This window comes from Streptomyces sp. NPDC101194 (assembly GCF_044767885.1).
Taxonomy (GTDB): Bacteria; Actinomycetota; Actinomycetes; order Streptomycetales; family Streptomycetaceae; genus Streptomyces.
In genome coordinates, this window is record NZ_JBIWOS010000006.1 from 385,448 (window position 1) to 401,211 (window position 15,764).

Annotated in this window: 15 protein-coding genes; 11 read left to right on the forward strand and 4 right to left on the reverse strand. The window is 71.9% G+C overall.

Going from position 1 to position 15,764, the window contains the following annotated elements:
• Window positions 1-12 precede the first annotated feature (12 nt).
• Window positions 13-555 (forward strand): GntR family transcriptional regulator, encoded by a 543-nt coding sequence (locus ACIRP2_RS24245; RefSeq protein ID WP_404253543.1) that lies wholly within the window; start codon window positions 13-15, stop codon window positions 553-555.
• Window positions 552-1,337 (forward strand): GntR family transcriptional regulator, encoded by a 786-nt coding sequence (locus ACIRP2_RS24250; RefSeq protein ID WP_404253545.1) that lies wholly within the window; start codon window positions 552-554, stop codon window positions 1,335-1,337. Before ACIRP2_RS24245 ends, ACIRP2_RS24250 begins: the two co-directional genes overlap by 4 nt.
• Window positions 1,338-1,429: 92 nt before the next feature.
• On the opposite strand, the gene ACIRP2_RS24255 is transcribed toward ACIRP2_RS24250, so the two are convergent.
• Entirely contained in the window at window positions 1,430-1,813 is a 384-nt protein-coding gene (locus ACIRP2_RS24255; RefSeq protein WP_404253547.1) for a hypothetical protein, read from the reverse strand.
• A 271-nt stretch (window positions 1,814-2,084) separates the two neighbouring features.
• Here ACIRP2_RS24255 and ACIRP2_RS24260 point away from each other — a divergent pair, with 271 nt between their 5' ends.
• Both ACIRP2_RS24260 and ACIRP2_RS24265 read left to right on the forward strand, forming a co-directional pair.
• Window positions 2,085-2,867, forward strand: coding sequence for an HNH endonuclease family protein (locus ACIRP2_RS24260; RefSeq protein WP_404253549.1), 783 nt, complete (start codon window positions 2,085-2,087; stop codon window positions 2,865-2,867).
• A 96-nt stretch (window positions 2,868-2,963) separates the two neighbouring features.
• Window positions 2,964-3,710, forward strand: a complete 747-nt coding sequence (locus ACIRP2_RS24265) for an N-acetyltransferase (protein WP_404253551.1) — start codon at window positions 2,964-2,966, stop codon at window positions 3,708-3,710.
• An 87-nt stretch (window positions 3,711-3,797) separates the two neighbouring features.
• Here ACIRP2_RS24265 and ACIRP2_RS24270 read toward each other — a convergent pair whose 3' ends face one another.
• Together ACIRP2_RS24270 and ACIRP2_RS24275 are read right to left on the reverse strand one after the other, a co-directional pair.
• Window positions 3,798-4,541, reverse strand: a complete 744-nt coding sequence (locus tag ACIRP2_RS24270) for a hypothetical protein (RefSeq protein WP_404253553.1) — start codon at window positions 4,539-4,541, stop codon at window positions 3,798-3,800.
• 78 nt (window positions 4,542-4,619) lie between these two features.
• Entirely contained in the window at window positions 4,620-5,009 is a 390-nt protein-coding gene (locus ACIRP2_RS24275) for a hypothetical protein (protein ID WP_404253555.1), read from the reverse strand.
• Between the two features lie 209 nt (window positions 5,010-5,218).
• On the opposite strand from ACIRP2_RS24275, the gene ACIRP2_RS24280 reads away from it, so the two are divergent.
• The 5 genes from ACIRP2_RS24280 to ACIRP2_RS24300 all read left to right on the forward strand — a co-directional run bounded on the left by ACIRP2_RS24280 (window position 5,219) and on the right by ACIRP2_RS24300 (window position 11,600).
• Window positions 5,219-7,369: an N-6 DNA methylase gene (locus ACIRP2_RS24280; protein WP_404253556.1), complete on the forward strand. Its 2,151-nt coding sequence runs from the start codon at window positions 5,219-5,221 to the stop codon at window positions 7,367-7,369.
• 120 nt (window positions 7,370-7,489) lie between these two features.
• On the forward strand, window positions 7,490-8,227 hold the full coding sequence (locus tag ACIRP2_RS24285) for a hypothetical protein (RefSeq protein WP_404253558.1): 738 nt from the start codon (window positions 7,490-7,492) through the stop codon (window positions 8,225-8,227).
• Window positions 8,224-9,762 carry a protein kinase gene (locus tag ACIRP2_RS24290; protein WP_404253560.1) on the forward strand — a complete coding sequence of 513 codons (1,539 nt, stop codon included), beginning with the start codon at window positions 8,224-8,226 and terminating at the stop codon, window positions 9,760-9,762. Before ACIRP2_RS24285 ends, ACIRP2_RS24290 begins: the two co-directional genes overlap by 4 nt.
• A 217-nt stretch (window positions 9,763-9,979) precedes the next feature.
• A complete protein-coding gene (locus ACIRP2_RS24295; RefSeq protein ID WP_404253562.1) occupies window positions 9,980-10,798 on the forward strand; it encodes a glycoside hydrolase domain-containing protein in 819 nt (272 codons plus the stop codon).
• Window positions 10,799-10,958: 160 nt separating this feature from the next.
• Entirely contained in the window at window positions 10,959-11,600 is a 642-nt protein-coding gene (locus ACIRP2_RS24300; protein WP_404253564.1) for a GNAT family N-acetyltransferase, read from the forward strand.
• A gap of 150 nt (window positions 11,601-11,750) precedes the next feature.
• On the opposite strand, the gene ACIRP2_RS24305 is transcribed toward ACIRP2_RS24300, so the two are convergent.
• Entirely contained in the window at window positions 11,751-14,240 is a 2,490-nt protein-coding gene (locus ACIRP2_RS24305) for a YfhO family protein (protein WP_404253566.1), read from the reverse strand.
• A gap of 123 nt (window positions 14,241-14,363) precedes the next feature.
• Between ACIRP2_RS24305 and ACIRP2_RS24310 the strand changes: the two genes are divergently transcribed.
• On the forward strand, window positions 14,364-15,329 hold the full coding sequence (locus ACIRP2_RS24310; RefSeq protein WP_404253568.1) for a glycosyltransferase family 2 protein: 966 nt from the start codon (window positions 14,364-14,366) through the stop codon (window positions 15,327-15,329).
• Window positions 15,326-15,727, forward strand: a complete 402-nt coding sequence (locus ACIRP2_RS24315) for a GtrA family protein (protein WP_404253570.1) — start codon at window positions 15,326-15,328, stop codon at window positions 15,725-15,727. Before ACIRP2_RS24310 ends, ACIRP2_RS24315 begins: the two co-directional genes overlap by 4 nt.
• Window positions 15,728-15,764: the final 37 nt, after the last annotated feature.

Consider the following 15,764-nt stretch of genomic DNA (forward strand, 5'->3'; position numbering starts at 1 on the left):
GGGAGTATCGACATGGGCGGCAGTGAATGGGTCAGCACCTCGGTGCCGTATCTCGCGGCATCTTCCGGAACCCGAGGTGACGTGTGGGCCGCGGAGGCCGCCGCAGAGGGGCACCGGGGCAGTCAGCGCATTGTGGCGGCGGGCGAAGTGGAGGCGCCGGGGCCGGTCGCGGAGCTGCTGGGCGCGCCCGCCGGGCAGAGCGTCGTTGCCAGGCGCAGGATCATGTATCTCGACGGCGAACCGTGCGAGTTGACGGACACGTACTACCCCACGGACATCGCGGGCGGCACCCGTCTTGCCGGCACGGCCAGGATTCCGGGCGGAGCGATCAGGCTTCTGGCGGACCTGGGCCATGTCGGCGTCCGCGTGTGCGAGGAGGTGACGGCGCGGCCGGCGACCGAGCACGAGCGGGAGCAATTGCGGCTGACGACAGGGGAACCCGTACTGCAACTGACCCGGCTCACGCTGGACGGCGCGGACCGACCCATTCAGGTCGACATCATGGCCATGCCGCCGCGGCGCCAGAAGTTGCGGTACGAGATCAGGATCGGATGACTGTGCCCAGACTCGAAGCGGATGCCGTCGACCGCCGCTCACTGCACGAGCGGATCGCGGCCGACCTCAGGGACCAGATCATGGGCGGGGACCTTGCGCCCGGCGCCCGTCTGCCCTCCACCGTGCATCTCAAAGAACGGTTCAACGCCTCCAACGCGACCGTGCAGAAGGCGCTGCAACTGCTCAAGGACGAGCAACTGGTGATCGGCAGGGCAGGTGCCGCGGTGACGGTCCGTGAACACCGGCAGCAAACCGTCCGCCCGGCCTCGTACATGGCGCCTGCGGGTTCGGGGGAACCGTACCGCTGGCTGACCGAGACCGCGAAGAACGGCTCCCGCGCACACAGCACACTCCTTGAGGTCATGGTGAGCGAGCCGCCCGCCGATGTCGCCGAGGCGCTCGGGCTCCCGGAGCGGGGCACCGCACTTCTGCGACGGCAACTCCTCATGGTCGACGAAGAACCCGCCGAGCTCGTCGCGTCGTACTACCCGCTGGAGATCGTCCGTGGCACGGCGATGACGGAACGCCGAAAGATCCCCGGCGGCACGCCGACCCTGCTCGCGGAACTGGGCTACCCGCCGCGGCTGAGCGTGGACCGGGTCTCCGCGCGAGTGCCTACGCAGGATCAGTACCAGGCGCTGAGGCTGCCCGGTGGGCTGCCGGTGCTTCGTACCCTGCGCGTCGTCTACAGCGACGACGAGCGGGCGATCGAGGCGACGGTCATGGTCAAGGCGGGCCATCTGTACGAGTTGCAGTACGAGTTCACGGCCGAGCGCGAGTGAGAGCGGTCACGGCTGGCGCATGTGCCCGAGGGGCCTGTGGGCCAAGAGGTGGCGTCGGAGTCGGCGCGTACCGCATCTCGGGGCCATGCACTTCAAAGTTGCATGTCGTCAGGTGAGGCGGCGGGTGGGCGCGATGCTCTCACCCCTCTTGCGTCCCTCGATGGCTGGTCCGGCGTGCAGGGCGGTCGGTCAGTTGCTGCCTGGCGGCGCCAGGCGGCCAGCAGATCCGCCGGGGTGAGTGTCAGGTCCGGGCGTACGCCGCCCTCGACCCCTGCCGGGCACACCGCCAGCAGGGGGGCCGCCGACGCGCCCGGTACGGCGAACCGGGCCTCGGCCAGGTGGGAGAGCTCACGGTCGCTGAAGCGCTTGGTCTCGCGCCACTTGACCGAGCCGAGGAGGGGCGCGCGCTTCCCCGAGGCGGCGGGGACGACGATGTCGTACTCCCGACTGTTGTCGCGGTTCCACCGGCTTCCCACCTGCCCGGCGTCCTCCAGCCCCCTGGACGAGTGGCTCGATGGCGCGGCCCCGCCGGCTCGACCAGCCCCGGTCGAAGGCGGCGCGGGCGATGCCCGAGGCGTCGGCGGAGAAGGCAGCCCCCGGCAGCGAACCTGCGGCGGCCCCGGCGGCCCCCGCGCGCAGTGTGATTCAGGCCGCATCCAGCCCGAACCGTAGCCATGTGCATGCCTCCCGTGGGGTGACCTCCTAGGATTCCCGAGATCAGCTTTCTCCCCGTCAGGACGGCTTCGAGTGATACCTCCCCGCGCGTACCGAGTGATGCTGCCCGCCCTCAGTGTGGCGGCGGTGCTGACCCTGTCCGGCTGCGACCCCGAGCAGTCGGCCTCCGGGACCGGGCAGGAGGGGGGCGGTTCACGGGGTGGCGGGCAGGCCGCCACCGGATTCGGGGCCAGCCCGCTCGACAACGCCGACGGTACGAAGCCGGGGCTCGCACCACTCACGTCCGAGGCGGACAGGGCGGCCGGGCGGAAGGTCATCGAGAAGGTGGCGACGAAGGGCCGGGGCCCGAAGACCGGGTACGCGCGCGACAGGTTCGGTTACGCCTGGAAGGACTCGATCGACGGGATACCGCTGGCCAGGAACGGCTGCGACACCCGTAACGACCTCCTCGCCAGGGACGGCAAGGACGTGAAGTTCCGGTCCGGTTCGGACTGTGTGGTCGTGTCGATGACCCTCAAGGACCCGTACACCGGCTCGACCATCGAGTGGCGCAAGCAGCAGGCCACCAAGGTCCAGATCGACCACGTCATGCCGCTCTCGTACGACTGGCAGATGGGCGCCGCGCACTGGAACGACACCAAGCGGCAGCAGATCGCCAACGACCCGCTCAACCTCATTCCGGTGGACGGCCCGGCCAACAACGCCAAGCGCGACTCGGGTCCGGCGTCCTGGCTGCCGCCCTACAAGCCGATCCGCTGCTCGTACGCGGTCCGGTTCGCGCAGGTCTCGCTGAAGTACGGGCTTCCCGTCACCACCGCGGACAAGCAGGCGATGCTGGAGCAGTGCGGGGGATGACGGTCGGTCGCCCCGCTCCGAGCTCTCCGTGTCGAAAGTCCGTGACGTGCGGAAAACGGTTTGGCACCGGGAACGCCGGTGCCTAGCGTGGGGCGCATGAACCTGACCGTCACCACCGTCGCCGCCCGCCCCGAACTCGCCGCGGCGGCGGGGCGGATGCCGGACAGCTGGCCGGGATTCGTCCTGGAGGACCTGGTGGGCTGGGCGAACTACCCCAGGATCGCCGTCGAGTTCCCGGAGTACGTGCTCGTCGCGACGGACGAGGACGGCGCCGTGGTCGCGCGGGCGTACAGCGTGCCGTTCGCGCTGCACGTCCCGGGGCGGGAGGAACTGCCCGAGGGCGGCTGGGACCAGGTACTGCTGTGGGCGTTCTCGGACCTGCGGCACGGACGTGCACCGGACACCGTCAGCGCGATCGAGATCGCGGTCGCCGACGGGCGTCAGGGCGAGGGCATTTCGGCACGGATGGTCGCCGCGATGCGGGAGAACGCCGGCAGGCTCGGGTTCGCCGACCTTGTCGCCCCGGTGCGGCCGAGCGCCAAACACCTGGACGCCTCGGCCCCGATGGAGGAGTACGCCCGCCGGACCCGGGCGGAAGACGGACTTCCGTACGATCCGTGGCTGCGCGTCCATGTGCGGGCCGGTGGGGTGATCGAGGCGGTGGCGCCGGTGTCGATGACGGTGTCCGGCTCCCTCGCGCGGTGGCGGTCCTGGACCGGCCTGCCGTTCGACGAGGACGGCCCGGTGGAGGTGCCGGGCGCTCTGGTACCGGTGCAGTGTTCGGTGGCTCACGGGTACGCGGTGTACGTGGAGCCCAACGTATGGGTGCGGCACCGCGTGTAGACACCCGTCGTGGCCCCGGGCACGGGCACCGGGAGGCAGCCGCCCGAGAGGCCGCGGCCCCCGGGCGTCCGGGCGTGCGTGTGGGGGTCAGCCGGCCATCTTGTCCGGGTCGACGATGTCCTTGGCGGCCGGCTCCTTCACCACGACGGGCTCGTCGAAGTCGGAGAGCCTCATCGTCATCGGCTCCTTGCCGCCCTTCGAGTCGACCTTGAGCACGTACGGGGCGCCTTCGGTGGCCACCAGCATCGTGTAGGTGCCCTCGCTGTCCTTCTCGGTGAGGCGCAGCGCCCGCCGGCCGTCGATGGTGGTCTCCCCGCTCTTGCGGGCCGCGTTGTCGTTCGTCTCGAAGTCCTTCAGCAGCGCGCCCAGGTCGCAGAATTCCAGCATGTCCTTGTTGTCGGCGTCCGAGGCCTTCGACTTCATCCAGTGGCCGGCGAGCAGGTCGACCGCGGCGTCGACGTCCGCGGCGGGCTCGCCCTTGGACTGCTCGCGCAGCATCGCCTCGTCGAACTTCGTGTAGAGCGTGTCTCCGGTCTTGCGGATCTCCATGCTGCCCGCCGGGCCCATGGACATCGTTCCGGTGCAGGCGCCGGAGGTGCTCATGGCGAAGTGGGCGGAGATCGGTCCGTCGGCCGTCTTCATGTCGACGGCGATCTTCATGGACTTCGCCTTCTTCGTGGTCTTGAGCGCCTTGTTGGCGACTTCGGGGCCCGACATGTCCGCGAAGGGGCCGGTCGCCTCGGCGGGCGAGGCATCGGTGCCGCAGGCGGCCAGGCCGAGGAGGGTGAGGGCGCAGAGGGTGTTGACGGTGGTACGGGCGAGAAGGCGCATGGCGGAGGTCTCCGTGAGGTGAGGAGGGTGGGGGAGGGGGACGGGCGGGGAAAGCGGTGGGCGGGCTTCGCGGGCGTGTCAGCGGAGGGCCGGCCGCGGATCGGCGGAGAGGTGCGGGGCGGTGGTGGGCGCCGGCGTGGTGTCGGCGGCGGCTTTGGTCACGAGCACCGCACCGATGCCCGAGAGCGCCAGCGCGATCACGCCGAGCACGGCTCCGAACGTGGTCGTCCCACGATGGGTGGCCTCGCCCCGGCTGGTGCGGCACCGGCCGGTCAGGCCGAGGGCGAGAGCGAGGAGACCGAGCGCCGCCGCGAGCCAGAAGAGCGCCCACACCAGGCCCACGACGCTGCTGGTGATGCCGAGGACGAGCGCCGTGGTGCCCAGCCCGTTGCGTGCCGGATGCTCGCCCGGTGCGCGAGTGGGCACGTACGCCCGCTGCCGCGGCGGCGGTTCGGGGTACCCGGACATGGCTGGGCCCTTCGGTGAATTTCGACAAGGGGGCGTGAACGGTCGCCTGAATCCCTGTGGGATGTGGCGACACGTCAATAACAACAGAGCTTGTGAACCGAGTCAACATGATTCACGCGTGATGTTCTTTGTCGTGCTGTGAACCGATGCGATCGGTCGGAGGTCGCTATGCTCACCCACACAGCGCCGACGGATCAGGGAGACAGTCAGTGCCGGAGAACTCGACCGAGGTGACCGCGGCCGGCATCGCCCGGCTCGCGGGCGTGGGACGCGCCGCCGTCAGCAACTGGCGCCGCCGGCACGCCGACTTCCCCAAACCCGTCGGCGGCACCGAGACGAGCCCGTCCTTCGCGCTGCGCGAGGTCGAGCAGTGGCTGCGCGACCAGGGCAAACTCGCGGAGATCCCGCTCCGTGAACGGGTCTGGCAGCAGCTCGCGGGCCACCCGGCCGGCCCGGTCCCCGCCCTGGTCCACACGGGCTGCGCCCTGCTGCTCCTGCGGGACAGCCCCACCGCCTGGCGGGAGATCGTCGCCGTGTCGGACGAGGCGATGGCCGGTGTGCTGTCCCTCGCCCTCGACGATCTGCTCGCCGCCCGCTTCGGACCGGCCGCCGAACCCGGACGGGCTGTTCACGCTCCCGGCCGCGCCGAGCTGCTCCCGTCCGTGCCGCTGCTCCGGGGCGCCGCGGAGCTCGCCGCGCACAACGGTGTCCGGGAGACCTTCGAGTTCCTGCTCGGCCGCCAACTGGACGCCAACCCGCGCCAGTACACACTCACCCCGCCCGGACTCGCCGCACTCATGGCCGCCCTGGCGGAGACCGGGAAGCAGCCGGCCCGCACGGTCCTCGATCCCGCGGCGGGCACCGGCGCCCTGCTGTGCGCCGTCGGCCGCCCGACCGCCCTGTACGCGCAGGAGACCGACCCCGACCTCGCCGCACTCACCGCGCTGCGGCTCGCCCTGCACACCGATTCCGCCAACGGCTGCGCCCTCGCGGTACGGACCGGTGACACCCTGCGCGCCGACGCCTTCCCGCAGCTCGCCGCCGACGCCGTGCTCTGCCACCCGCCGTTCAACGAACGCAACTGGGGCCACGACGAACTCGCCTACGACCCCCGCTGGGAGTACGGCTTCCCGGCCCGCACGGAGTCCGAACTGGCCTGGGTCCAGCACGCGCTGGCCCGTCTGCGCGAGGGCGGCACCGCTGTACTGCTGATGCCCCCGGCCGCCGCCTCACGCCGTTCCGGCCGCCGGATCCGCGCCGATCTGCTGCGCCGCGGGGCCCTGCGCGCCGTCGTCGCGCTCCCGGCCGGCGCCGCACCCCCGTACGGCATCCCGCTCCACCTCTGGGTGCTGCGCAAGCCGGTCGGCGGCCTGCGTCCCTCGCCCGAACTGCTGCTCGTGGACACGGCCGAACCCGCCGAATCCCCGGCTGCGGGCCCCGGCGTCACCGCCCCGTCCGGCGGACGCGACCGGCTCGACTGGCAGGCGGTGCACAGCGCCGTGCTCGCCGCCTGGCAGTCGTTCGAGGGCGAGGCCGAAAGCGAGGGCGAGAGCGCAGGCGCGGGAACGGGCGAGGACAGGTCCGGACGGGCGGCCGGGACCCGCCCGGGGGCCGGCCGCGCCGTCCCGGTCATCGAACTCCTCGACGACGACGTGGACCTGGCCCCCGCCCGCCATCTGCCACCCCCGGCCGCCGCGGGCGGGCCGGCCGAACTGATCCGGGTACGGGAACGGCTGACCGAGACCCTCGGCCTCACCGGCACCCTCACCCCGCCGGCCGTGACCCCTTCCGACCCGGCCCACTGGCCGCTCACCACCGTTGGCGAACTCGCCCGCGCCGGTGCACTCCAGCTCCGCACCGGCGGCTCCGGCACCGGTCCGGTCCCCGTCCTCACCGAACACGATGTCCTCGGCTCCACCGCCCCTTCGGGAAGCCTGCCCGCCGACGGGCCCCCCGAGGAGCCGGTCCTCGTCGAGACGGGCGATGTCGTCCTCCCCGTGCTCGGCGGCGGCGCCGTCGCCCGCGTCGTCGACGACGCCACCGCGGGGGCCGCGCTGGGCCGCAACCTCCAGCTGCTGCGTCCCGACCCGGCCGCCCTCGACCCCTGGTTCCTCGCCGGCTTCCTGCGCGGCACCGCCAACAACCGCCGGGCCAGCAGCTACGCCTCCACCGCCACCCGGTTGGACGCCCGCCGTCTCCAACTGCCCCGGCTGCCCCTCGCGGAACAGCGGAGATACGGGGAACGGTTCCGCGACCTGGCCGCGTTCGAGGACGCGCTCCGGCTGGCCGGCCGGCTCGGCGGACAACTGGTGCAGGGGATGTACGACGGGCTGGCGGACGGCACGGTCCCGCCGAAGTGACCTGGGCCGCACCGGTTCGGTACACCCCGGGGCCCGTTGCCGGTGTCGCCCTCTACGCTCGGAGATGTGTGCACGGAGCGTGTGCGCGGACGTTGCCCGACGAGGTCCCAAGGAGCAGCCATGTACGCCCCCGGTCATGCGCCGACGCCGCGCCGGGTTCCCGGCCGGGCCTGGATCGTCTCGATGCGCGTGCTGTTCGTCCTGCTCCCGGTGTGCTCCTTCGGCATGCTGTTGTGGAGCCCGCTGCTCCGTCTCGCGATCGTGCGCCGCCGGACGTCCGACTGGTGGCTGACCGGGGCCGGTTTCGTGTTCGTCCTCGTGTCCCTGATGATCCTCGGCAGGGACGGCAGCGACGAGCCCGTCGGCATCGACAACGTACTCATACCGCTGCTGTTGCTGGTGACGGTGGCCGCTGTGGCGTACTACCTGGTCGGGGACGTCCGGCACCACGAACAGCCGGCGGAGCGAGACCTCATGGGCGGGTACGCGCCCCCGGCACCGGGATACGCGTACGCGAGCACGACGCCGATGCGCACACCCGCGCCCGGACCATTCCCCACGCCCGCGCCCGCCCCCGGACCATTCCCCACGGACGCGCCCGCGCCTGCGCCTGCTCCCGTGCCCGCGCCCGCCCCCGCCCCCGGACCATTCCCCACGGACGCGCCCGCCCCCGCGCCCGCGCCTGCTCCCGTGCCCGCGCCTGCGCCTGCTCCCGCGCCCGCCGCCACTCCCACGGACACGCCCGCGCAGCGGTTCCCGACCTCGGACCGGGCGCCGCACCGGCACGAGCGGATCGACCAGGTCCGGGCCGAGCTGGACGAGTTGAGCGACTACCTCCGCAAGGAGGAGGGCCGGTGAGCGGACGCCTCATCGGCGGGCGGTACCAGCTGGCGACCGTTCTCGGTCAGGGCGGCATGGGCCAGGTCTGGACGGCCTACGACCAGCGACTGGACCGCCGGGTCGCGGTGAAGCTGCTCCGCCCCGACCGCGTCACGGGCCCCATCGGCAGCGAGGCCGCGGGCGAGCTGCGCCGCCGCTTCGTCCGCGAGTGCCGGGTCACCGCCCAGGTCGACCACCCGGGCCTGGTCACGGTCCACGACGCGGGCAGCGAGGGCGACGAGCTGTTCCTCGTCATGCAGTACGTCGAGGGTGCCGACCTCGCCGACCACCTCGCCGAGCACGACCCGTACCCCTGGCAGTGGTCCGTCGCGGTCGCGGCCCAGCTCTGTGCCGTCCTCTGCGCGGTGCACGCGGTGCCGATCGTCCACCGCGACCTCAAGCCCCGCAATGTGATGGTCCGTCCCGACGGCACCGTCACCGTTCTGGACCTGGGCGTCGCCTCGGTCCTGGACACCGACACCACGCGTCTCACCCACACGGGTTCACCGATCGGTTCCCCGGCCTACATGGCGCCCGAGCAGGCGATGGGCGGCGCCGTCGGTCCGTACACCGATCTGTACGCCCTCGGTGTGCTCCTCCACGAACTCCTCAGCGGGGACGTTCCGTTCGCGGGATCGACCGCTCTCGGTGTGCTGCACCGCCACCTCCACGAGCCGCCGCTCCCGGTCCGCCGGGTCAGACCCGACATCCCCGAACCCCTCGAAGCCCTGGTGCTCCGGCTGTTGGCCAAGGACCCGCAGCACCGCCCGGCCGACGCCCAGGAGGTGTACGAACACCTCGCCCCGCTGCTCCCCTCGCCGGGCGCCGGGGTCCCCACGGGCCCGCTCGACCCGACACGTCCCTTCCTGCGCCCGCACGCCCCGTGGCCCGACCGGGCCACCGCCCCGGCCCGGCCCTCGGCCCCGCCCGCCCCGGCGGTGGAGCGACGCGATGTCGCCGCCGCCGTGGACGACGTCAAGAAGCTGCTCGGCGAGGGCCGGATCACCCAGGCCGTGGACATCCTCGGCTCCATCCTCCCGGTCGCGGCCGAACAGCACGGTGCGGACTCCGCCGTCGTCCGCATCCTGCGCAAGCAGTACGCGGCGACGCTGATGGACGACGGCCAGTACCGCCGCGCGCTGCCCGAACTGCGCCGCCTCGCCGAGGACCGTGCGGCGGAGGCGGGCCCGGCCGACGCCCAGACACTCCAGTTCCGCCACGACGCCGCCCAGTGCCTGGAACAGCTCGGCGAACCGGCCGCCGCGCTCGCGGAGTACCGCGCGGTCCTCCCGTACTACGAGAACCATCACGCCACGGGCGGCGACCCGGCCCGCTCCTTCGAGATCCGCAGCCGCGTCGCACACCTGCTGCTCGCGGTCGGCGACCAGGTGGCGGCGCGCGTGCAGTTGCAGGGGCTGCTGTACGACACGGAGCGGGCCTACGGACCGCACCACCCGCTGCCGGTGGAGCTGCGCCGCCGGCTCGACCGGCAGGCCGAGATGCGGGGCGGCTGACGGGCGGCGGAGCCCGGACGGTCACGATCAGGCGGTCAAACAGGCAATGGACACGCCAAGTTTCTGCAATGGATTGTCACGGAGATCGCTGCCGGGGCCGAAGGCCGGCCGCGGCGTGAGACCGTGATCTGCCGCCGGGGCGGCTGACGACCCCGCCTGCCCCGTCGGCCTCACACTTCTTTCGAGCACTGCCGAGGTCTCTGTGCCTTCTCACCGCATGTCCAGGAAGCGCCGCCGCATCTCCCTGGCCGTGGCAGGCGTCGCCGTTCTCGCCGGTGGCGCGTTCGCCGCCGAGGCCGCCACCGCCACCACGGCCTCCAGGCCCGCGCCGAAGATCTACACCGGGCACGTCTTCGACACCTGCACCGCACCGTCGCTGACCACCATGAAGGGCTGGTACAGCTCCTCCGTCTACCACGGAGCCGCCGTGTACGTCGGCGGGAAGAACCGCGGCTGCGCGCAGCCCAACCTCACCGCATCCTGGGTGAAGTCCGTCAGCGCCACCGGGTGGAAGCTGGTCCCGCTGTACGTCGGCGCGCAGCCGCCGTGCCAGACGAGCGCCAACCCGGAGAAGATGACAGCCGCCAACGCCACCTCGCTCGGCGTCACCGACGCCGCCGACGCGGTGGCGAAGGAGGCCGCGCTCGGCATGAAGCCGGGCAGCCCGGTCTACCTCGACATGGAGTACTTCGACCCGAAGAACACGTCCTGCGTGAACACGGTGCTCTCCTACATCCGGTCGTTCGACAAGACGGTCAAGGCCAAGGGGTACTGGTCCGGCTTCTACGGCTTCAGCAACTCCAGCGCCGCCGTCGTGGCCGACGCCACGAACCGTACGGACCTGCCGGAGATCCTCTGGTACGCCCGGTACGACGACGTGTACTCCACCACCAAGGGCTTCCCGTACGCCTCGACGCTGTACACCGGGCACCGTCGCGGCCATCAGTACGCCGTCAACAAGAAGGTGACGCACACCGGAGGCACGCTCACGATCGACCGGAACGCCTGGGACGCCCCGGTGGCGATCGTGGGGTAGGGCCTTTCGCGGGGATCACGCGGGCGTGAAGGATGTGGACCCTTCCGCTCGCGGCACCGGTGACCTGAGCCGGAGATTCCTCGGCAGTCACGCCCGTGACGGGCCGTCCGGGGGCAGAATCGACTGGTCCGCCGGGACCGGCGGCCGGTAGCCTCCGCCTGTGATCGAGAACGCGGCAGAGACTGTGGCCGGGCGTGCCGGGGAGGAACCGGAGGACGGGGAGGCGAGGGCGCCCCGGGAGGTCTGCTGGCGCGGCAGGGACATCGCGCTCGCGCCGCTCGACGTCGACGACGCGGAGCTGGTCCACGTCTGGCGCGCCGACCCCGTGGCCGCCCATGAGGTCGGCATGTGGCCGCGTTCCCTCTCCGCCGTGCGTGAGCGCATCGAGCGCGACCGCGACGAGCACGACCGCGACGACTTCCTCGTCCTGCTCCCCGACGGCACGCCGATCGGCCACATCGCTCTGACGGACCAGGACATGGTCGACGGCACCGCCGAGATCACGCTGGTACTGGGCCCCGATCACCGGGGCCGGGGCCATGGCGTGGACGCCGTGGACGCGCTGATCGACCTCGCCTTCGGCGAACTGCCCATGCACCGCGTCCAGGCCGTCACCCATACCACCAACACCGCGGCCCTCGGCGTCCTGGCCGGGGCCGGGTTCGTCCAGGAGGGAGTGCGCCGCTCCGCCTGCCTGCACCGGGGTCGCCGGTACGACGTCGCGGTGCTGGCCCTGCTCCGGGACGAATGGCAGGCGCTCACCCGACCTCGGTCCTGGGACATGCCGGTCACCGGCCGGTGACGTGAGTCGGGGATTCCTCGGCGGTTCGCTCCCCGGGCAAAGTGACCTTCGCCGTTCCGCCCTTTGACTCGACGGCCCGGGACCCACAGGACGGATCTCTGATCCGAACGAGGGACAGCCCTTGTCCCACCCCCCATGTGCCGGTCGGTCTCAGCTCCCGGCGACCGGAGCCCGCCTTCGCCGCCACGCCCCCCAGACCCCGGTCACCGCCAGGGCGAGTGCCGCGCCCGCGCCGATCGTCGCGCCCGCCCGCAGGCCGGGGGGCCGGAACGTGCAGTCGACGAAGGCGCCGCGGGCGGGGACCGGGGTGGCGACCAGACCCAGATAGCTGTCGGCGGGCCGCCCCTGGCAGCTCCAGCCGGCGATCCGGGGCGCGGCGATCAGAGCCGTTCCGGCGCTGCCTGGCGGCAGTTCGGCCCGGACGCCGTGGTCGGTGACGTGGACGGTGGTCGCGCCGGTGCGCTTCAGTCCGGCGACCGCCGAGGCCAGCCGGGACCGGTCCAGACAGCCGATCGCCCGGTGCGGCACGGTCCCGGTGCGCACCGGGGTCAGCGTGACCCGCACGCCCCCGCCCCCGCCGACCGTGCCCAGATGCTGCATCACGGCACGCCTGGCCGGCAGTTGCCCCTTGAATTCGACCTCCGGGCCGTCGCCGAGCCGTGCCCGGCCGAACATGTCGGGTGTCCACAGGTACGCCTCGGTGCCCGCCGGGCAGGCGGCGGTCAGCGTGTACGTGCCGCGCCCCACCCGGTAGTCGTACGCCCCCTTGTCGGCCACCGCACCGCCCCCCGCCGCGCGCAGCACCGTCCTCGGCACCGTGTACACCGTCGAGCCCAGCAGCGCCTCCTGGTTGCGGTACGGCGAACGGCCGTACCGCGCCGGGCCGCCCGGCGGCCGTACCGTCACCAGCGGCGGCGCCTGTTCACGGCTCACCGTCACCGGCCGGTCGTCCGGGGCGTTCGCCCCCTGGTGCGGATCGCGCGGCCCGCGCACCCGCGCGCCGACCGAGAAGACCGCGTCCGTGACCGGGTTGTCGAGGCTCTGCACGGCCCGGCCGTTCGACGTCCACCCGCCGCCGAGCGCACGCATCGTGCGGGTCAGCACGGCGGGCGTGTGGCTGCTGTAGTACGCGCCGCCCTGCCCGCCCACCAGCAGCGGATCGTTCGCGGTGGTCTGCTCCCGGCCGGGGTCCGTGCGACGGCCCGGCCAGTCGTCGGCGCCCGCGACCACGGCCGCCTGGATCCGCTGCCGTTCGCCCCAAGGGGCGTAGTCGTCGAGCCGGTTGAGTCGTTGCCGGTCGAAGTACGCGGTGGCCGCGGCGGCCTGTCCGGCCTGTGCGCCGATCAGCAGCACGGCGGCGAGCGCCGTGAGCCTTCGGCCCCGCCCGACCAGCACCAGGGCGCAGGCCGCGGCCACCAGACCGACCGCGAACAGCGGATACGTCCACCCGCTGACCAGGTCGCTGAAGCCGGCCCCGGCCGCGAGCAGCAGCAGGACCGCGGCCCCGCCGAGCAGCGCCCGCCGCCCCGGCCAACCGTACGAGACCGAGACCCAGGCGGCGATCACCACCAGCCCGGCCAGCACGAACGTCTGCCGGTACGGGCTGCCGTTGGGCGTGGCGAAGGCATGCCAGAGCAGATGGGTGGGGCCCCACTGCAGGGACAGCGCGACCCCGGCCACCAGCCCCGCCCACGCCCACCGCTCGCGCCCCGGCACGGAGCGCTGGAAGGCCAGTGCGCAGGCCAGCAGCAGGGTGCCCGTGCCGAGGAAGAGGGCCGGGGTGAAGAAGCTGTACGTGGCGGGCAGCAGGCGAGCGAGCACATCGGGCCAGGCGGCGGGCGCGAACGCACGGTCCCAGCCCGGGTAGGCGTGTTTGGTGCCCAGGTAGACGGGGAGCAGGACGGGCGCCGAGAGCCCGACGCCCACCCCGACCGTGCAGACGGCCCGCACCAGCCCCCGGACCACCGTCCGTCGGTCGTCCCGCTCCGTGAGGAGCCGGACGGCCAGCACCAGGGCGGCACCGAGCGTCGCCATGTACGCCGTGTAGAAGTTGGCCGCCCACACCACCGCGACGAGCAGCGGCCCGGCGATCCGGTGCCGTCCCGTACGGGCCCACTCGGCGACCAGGCAGAGCAGCGGCAGGGCGACCAGTCCGTCCAGCCACATCGGGTTGTACGAGGCCTCGGCGACCGACCAGCCGCACAGCGCGTACGAGGCGCCGAGTGCCCCGGCCGCCCACCAGCGTCCGCCGCGCAGTGTCAGCAGGAACAGGGCCATCAGCGCCGCCGCCGACGCCATCTTCAGGACCGTGACCACATAGACCGCGAGATCGATCCGGTCGCGCGGGAAGACCCCGACGAGCAGGGCGAACGGACTGGTCAGATAGGTGCCGAGATCCGGCAGGAAGCTCGTCCCGTACCCGGAGGACCAGTTGAGCAGCAGCCCGCCGTCGGCGTTCCCGTGCAGCAGGTCCCACAGACGGGCGTGGAACGGCACGAACTGATTGCCCAGGTCGTTGACGCTGCGCGTGTGCGGCCCGAACGGGAAGACGCGCGCGACGGCGTCACCCGCGCCGACCGCGGCGACGGTGAGCAGCGCGGCGAGCGAGCCCGCGCACAGGCGGGGACGGGAAGTCGGCATACGCAGGAATATGCCAGCCTCGAACGCACAAACCGGCTGTGGAACAGGGCAGTTCATTTGATGGACGCTCCTCGGTCATATGGAGCGCCGGATTCCGACATGTGCGCGGGTTGGTGTACATCAGTGCTGATCTCGCTGGTGGTGCCTTGTTTCAACGAGGAAGAGATCCTCGAACGCTTTCATGAACGTGTCACGGAAGAAATGACGCGGCTGGGACATGAATTCCAACTGGTCTACGTCGACGACGGCAGCAAGGACCGGACCCTGGTGATCCTCCAGGAGTTAGCCGCCGCCGATCCGCGGGCCCGCTACGTCTCCTTCAGCCGCAACTTCGGCAAGGAGGCCGCCATGCTGGCCGGTCTCCAGCACGCCGAGGGCGACGCGGTCGTCATCATGGACGCCGATCTGCAGCATCCGCCGGAGCTCGTGGGCCGGATGCTCCAGGAGCACGCGGACGGCTACGACCAGGTGATCGCGCGCCGCACCCGCAAGGGCGACCGCGTCACCCGCACGGTCAGCGCCCGTGTCTACTACTGGCTGATCAACCGGCTGGTCGACGTGGAACTGGTCGACGGCGTCGGCGACTTCAGACTGTTGTCCCGCCGTACGGTCGACGCCGTACTGGAACTCACCGAGTACAACCGGTTCTCCAAGGGTCTTTTCTCCTGGGTGGGATTCCGCACCACGACCTTCAGTTACGAGAATGCCGTCCGTGAACAGGGCCGTTCCGCCTGGACCTTCGGAAAACTCCTCAATTACGGTCTCGACGGGCTTCTGTCCTTCAACAACAAACCGCTGCGTGCCGCGCTCTACCTGGGCATGCTGCTGCTGTCCGTCGCCCTCGCGTATGCCGTGTGGATCGTCGGCGTCGCGCTGGTGAGAGGGGTCGACACCCCCGGCTACGTCACCCTCCTCGTCGTGGTCACCGCTCTCGCCGGGGTCCAGATGGTGATGGTCGCGGTGGTCGGCGAGTACGTCGGCCGTATCTATTACGAGGTGAAGCGCCGCCCGCACTTCCTGGTGAAGGCCACGAACGTCGCGGCGACGACGAAGCCGACACGGGAACGCCAGGAGTTCGCACGCCGATGACGGTCAAGGCACAGATGGCCCGATTCGCCCTGGTGGGAGTCGTGAACACCGGCACGTACTACGGCTGTTACCTCGTCCTGCTGAACCGGCTGCCGTACATCGCCGCCCATGTGGCCGCGTTCGCGCTGAGCATGACCGGCTCCTTCTTCCTGAACTCGTACTTCACCTACCGGACCCGGCCCACCTGGCGGAAGTTCCTGCTCTTCCCGCTCACCAACGCCGCCAACTTCGTCATCACGACCGGCGGCGTCTATCTGCTGGTCGATCTCGCCGGGTTCAGCAGCCGGTACGCGCCGCTGGTCGCGGCCGCGGCGGCCATCCCGATCACCTTCGTCGTCTCGCGCACGATCATGCTGCGCCCGGAGCGAGAGGTCCCGGCGGCCGAACGCGTCTCCTGAGCGCCGCCCGCGGCCCTCCCGTGGCGCCCCGGAGAGT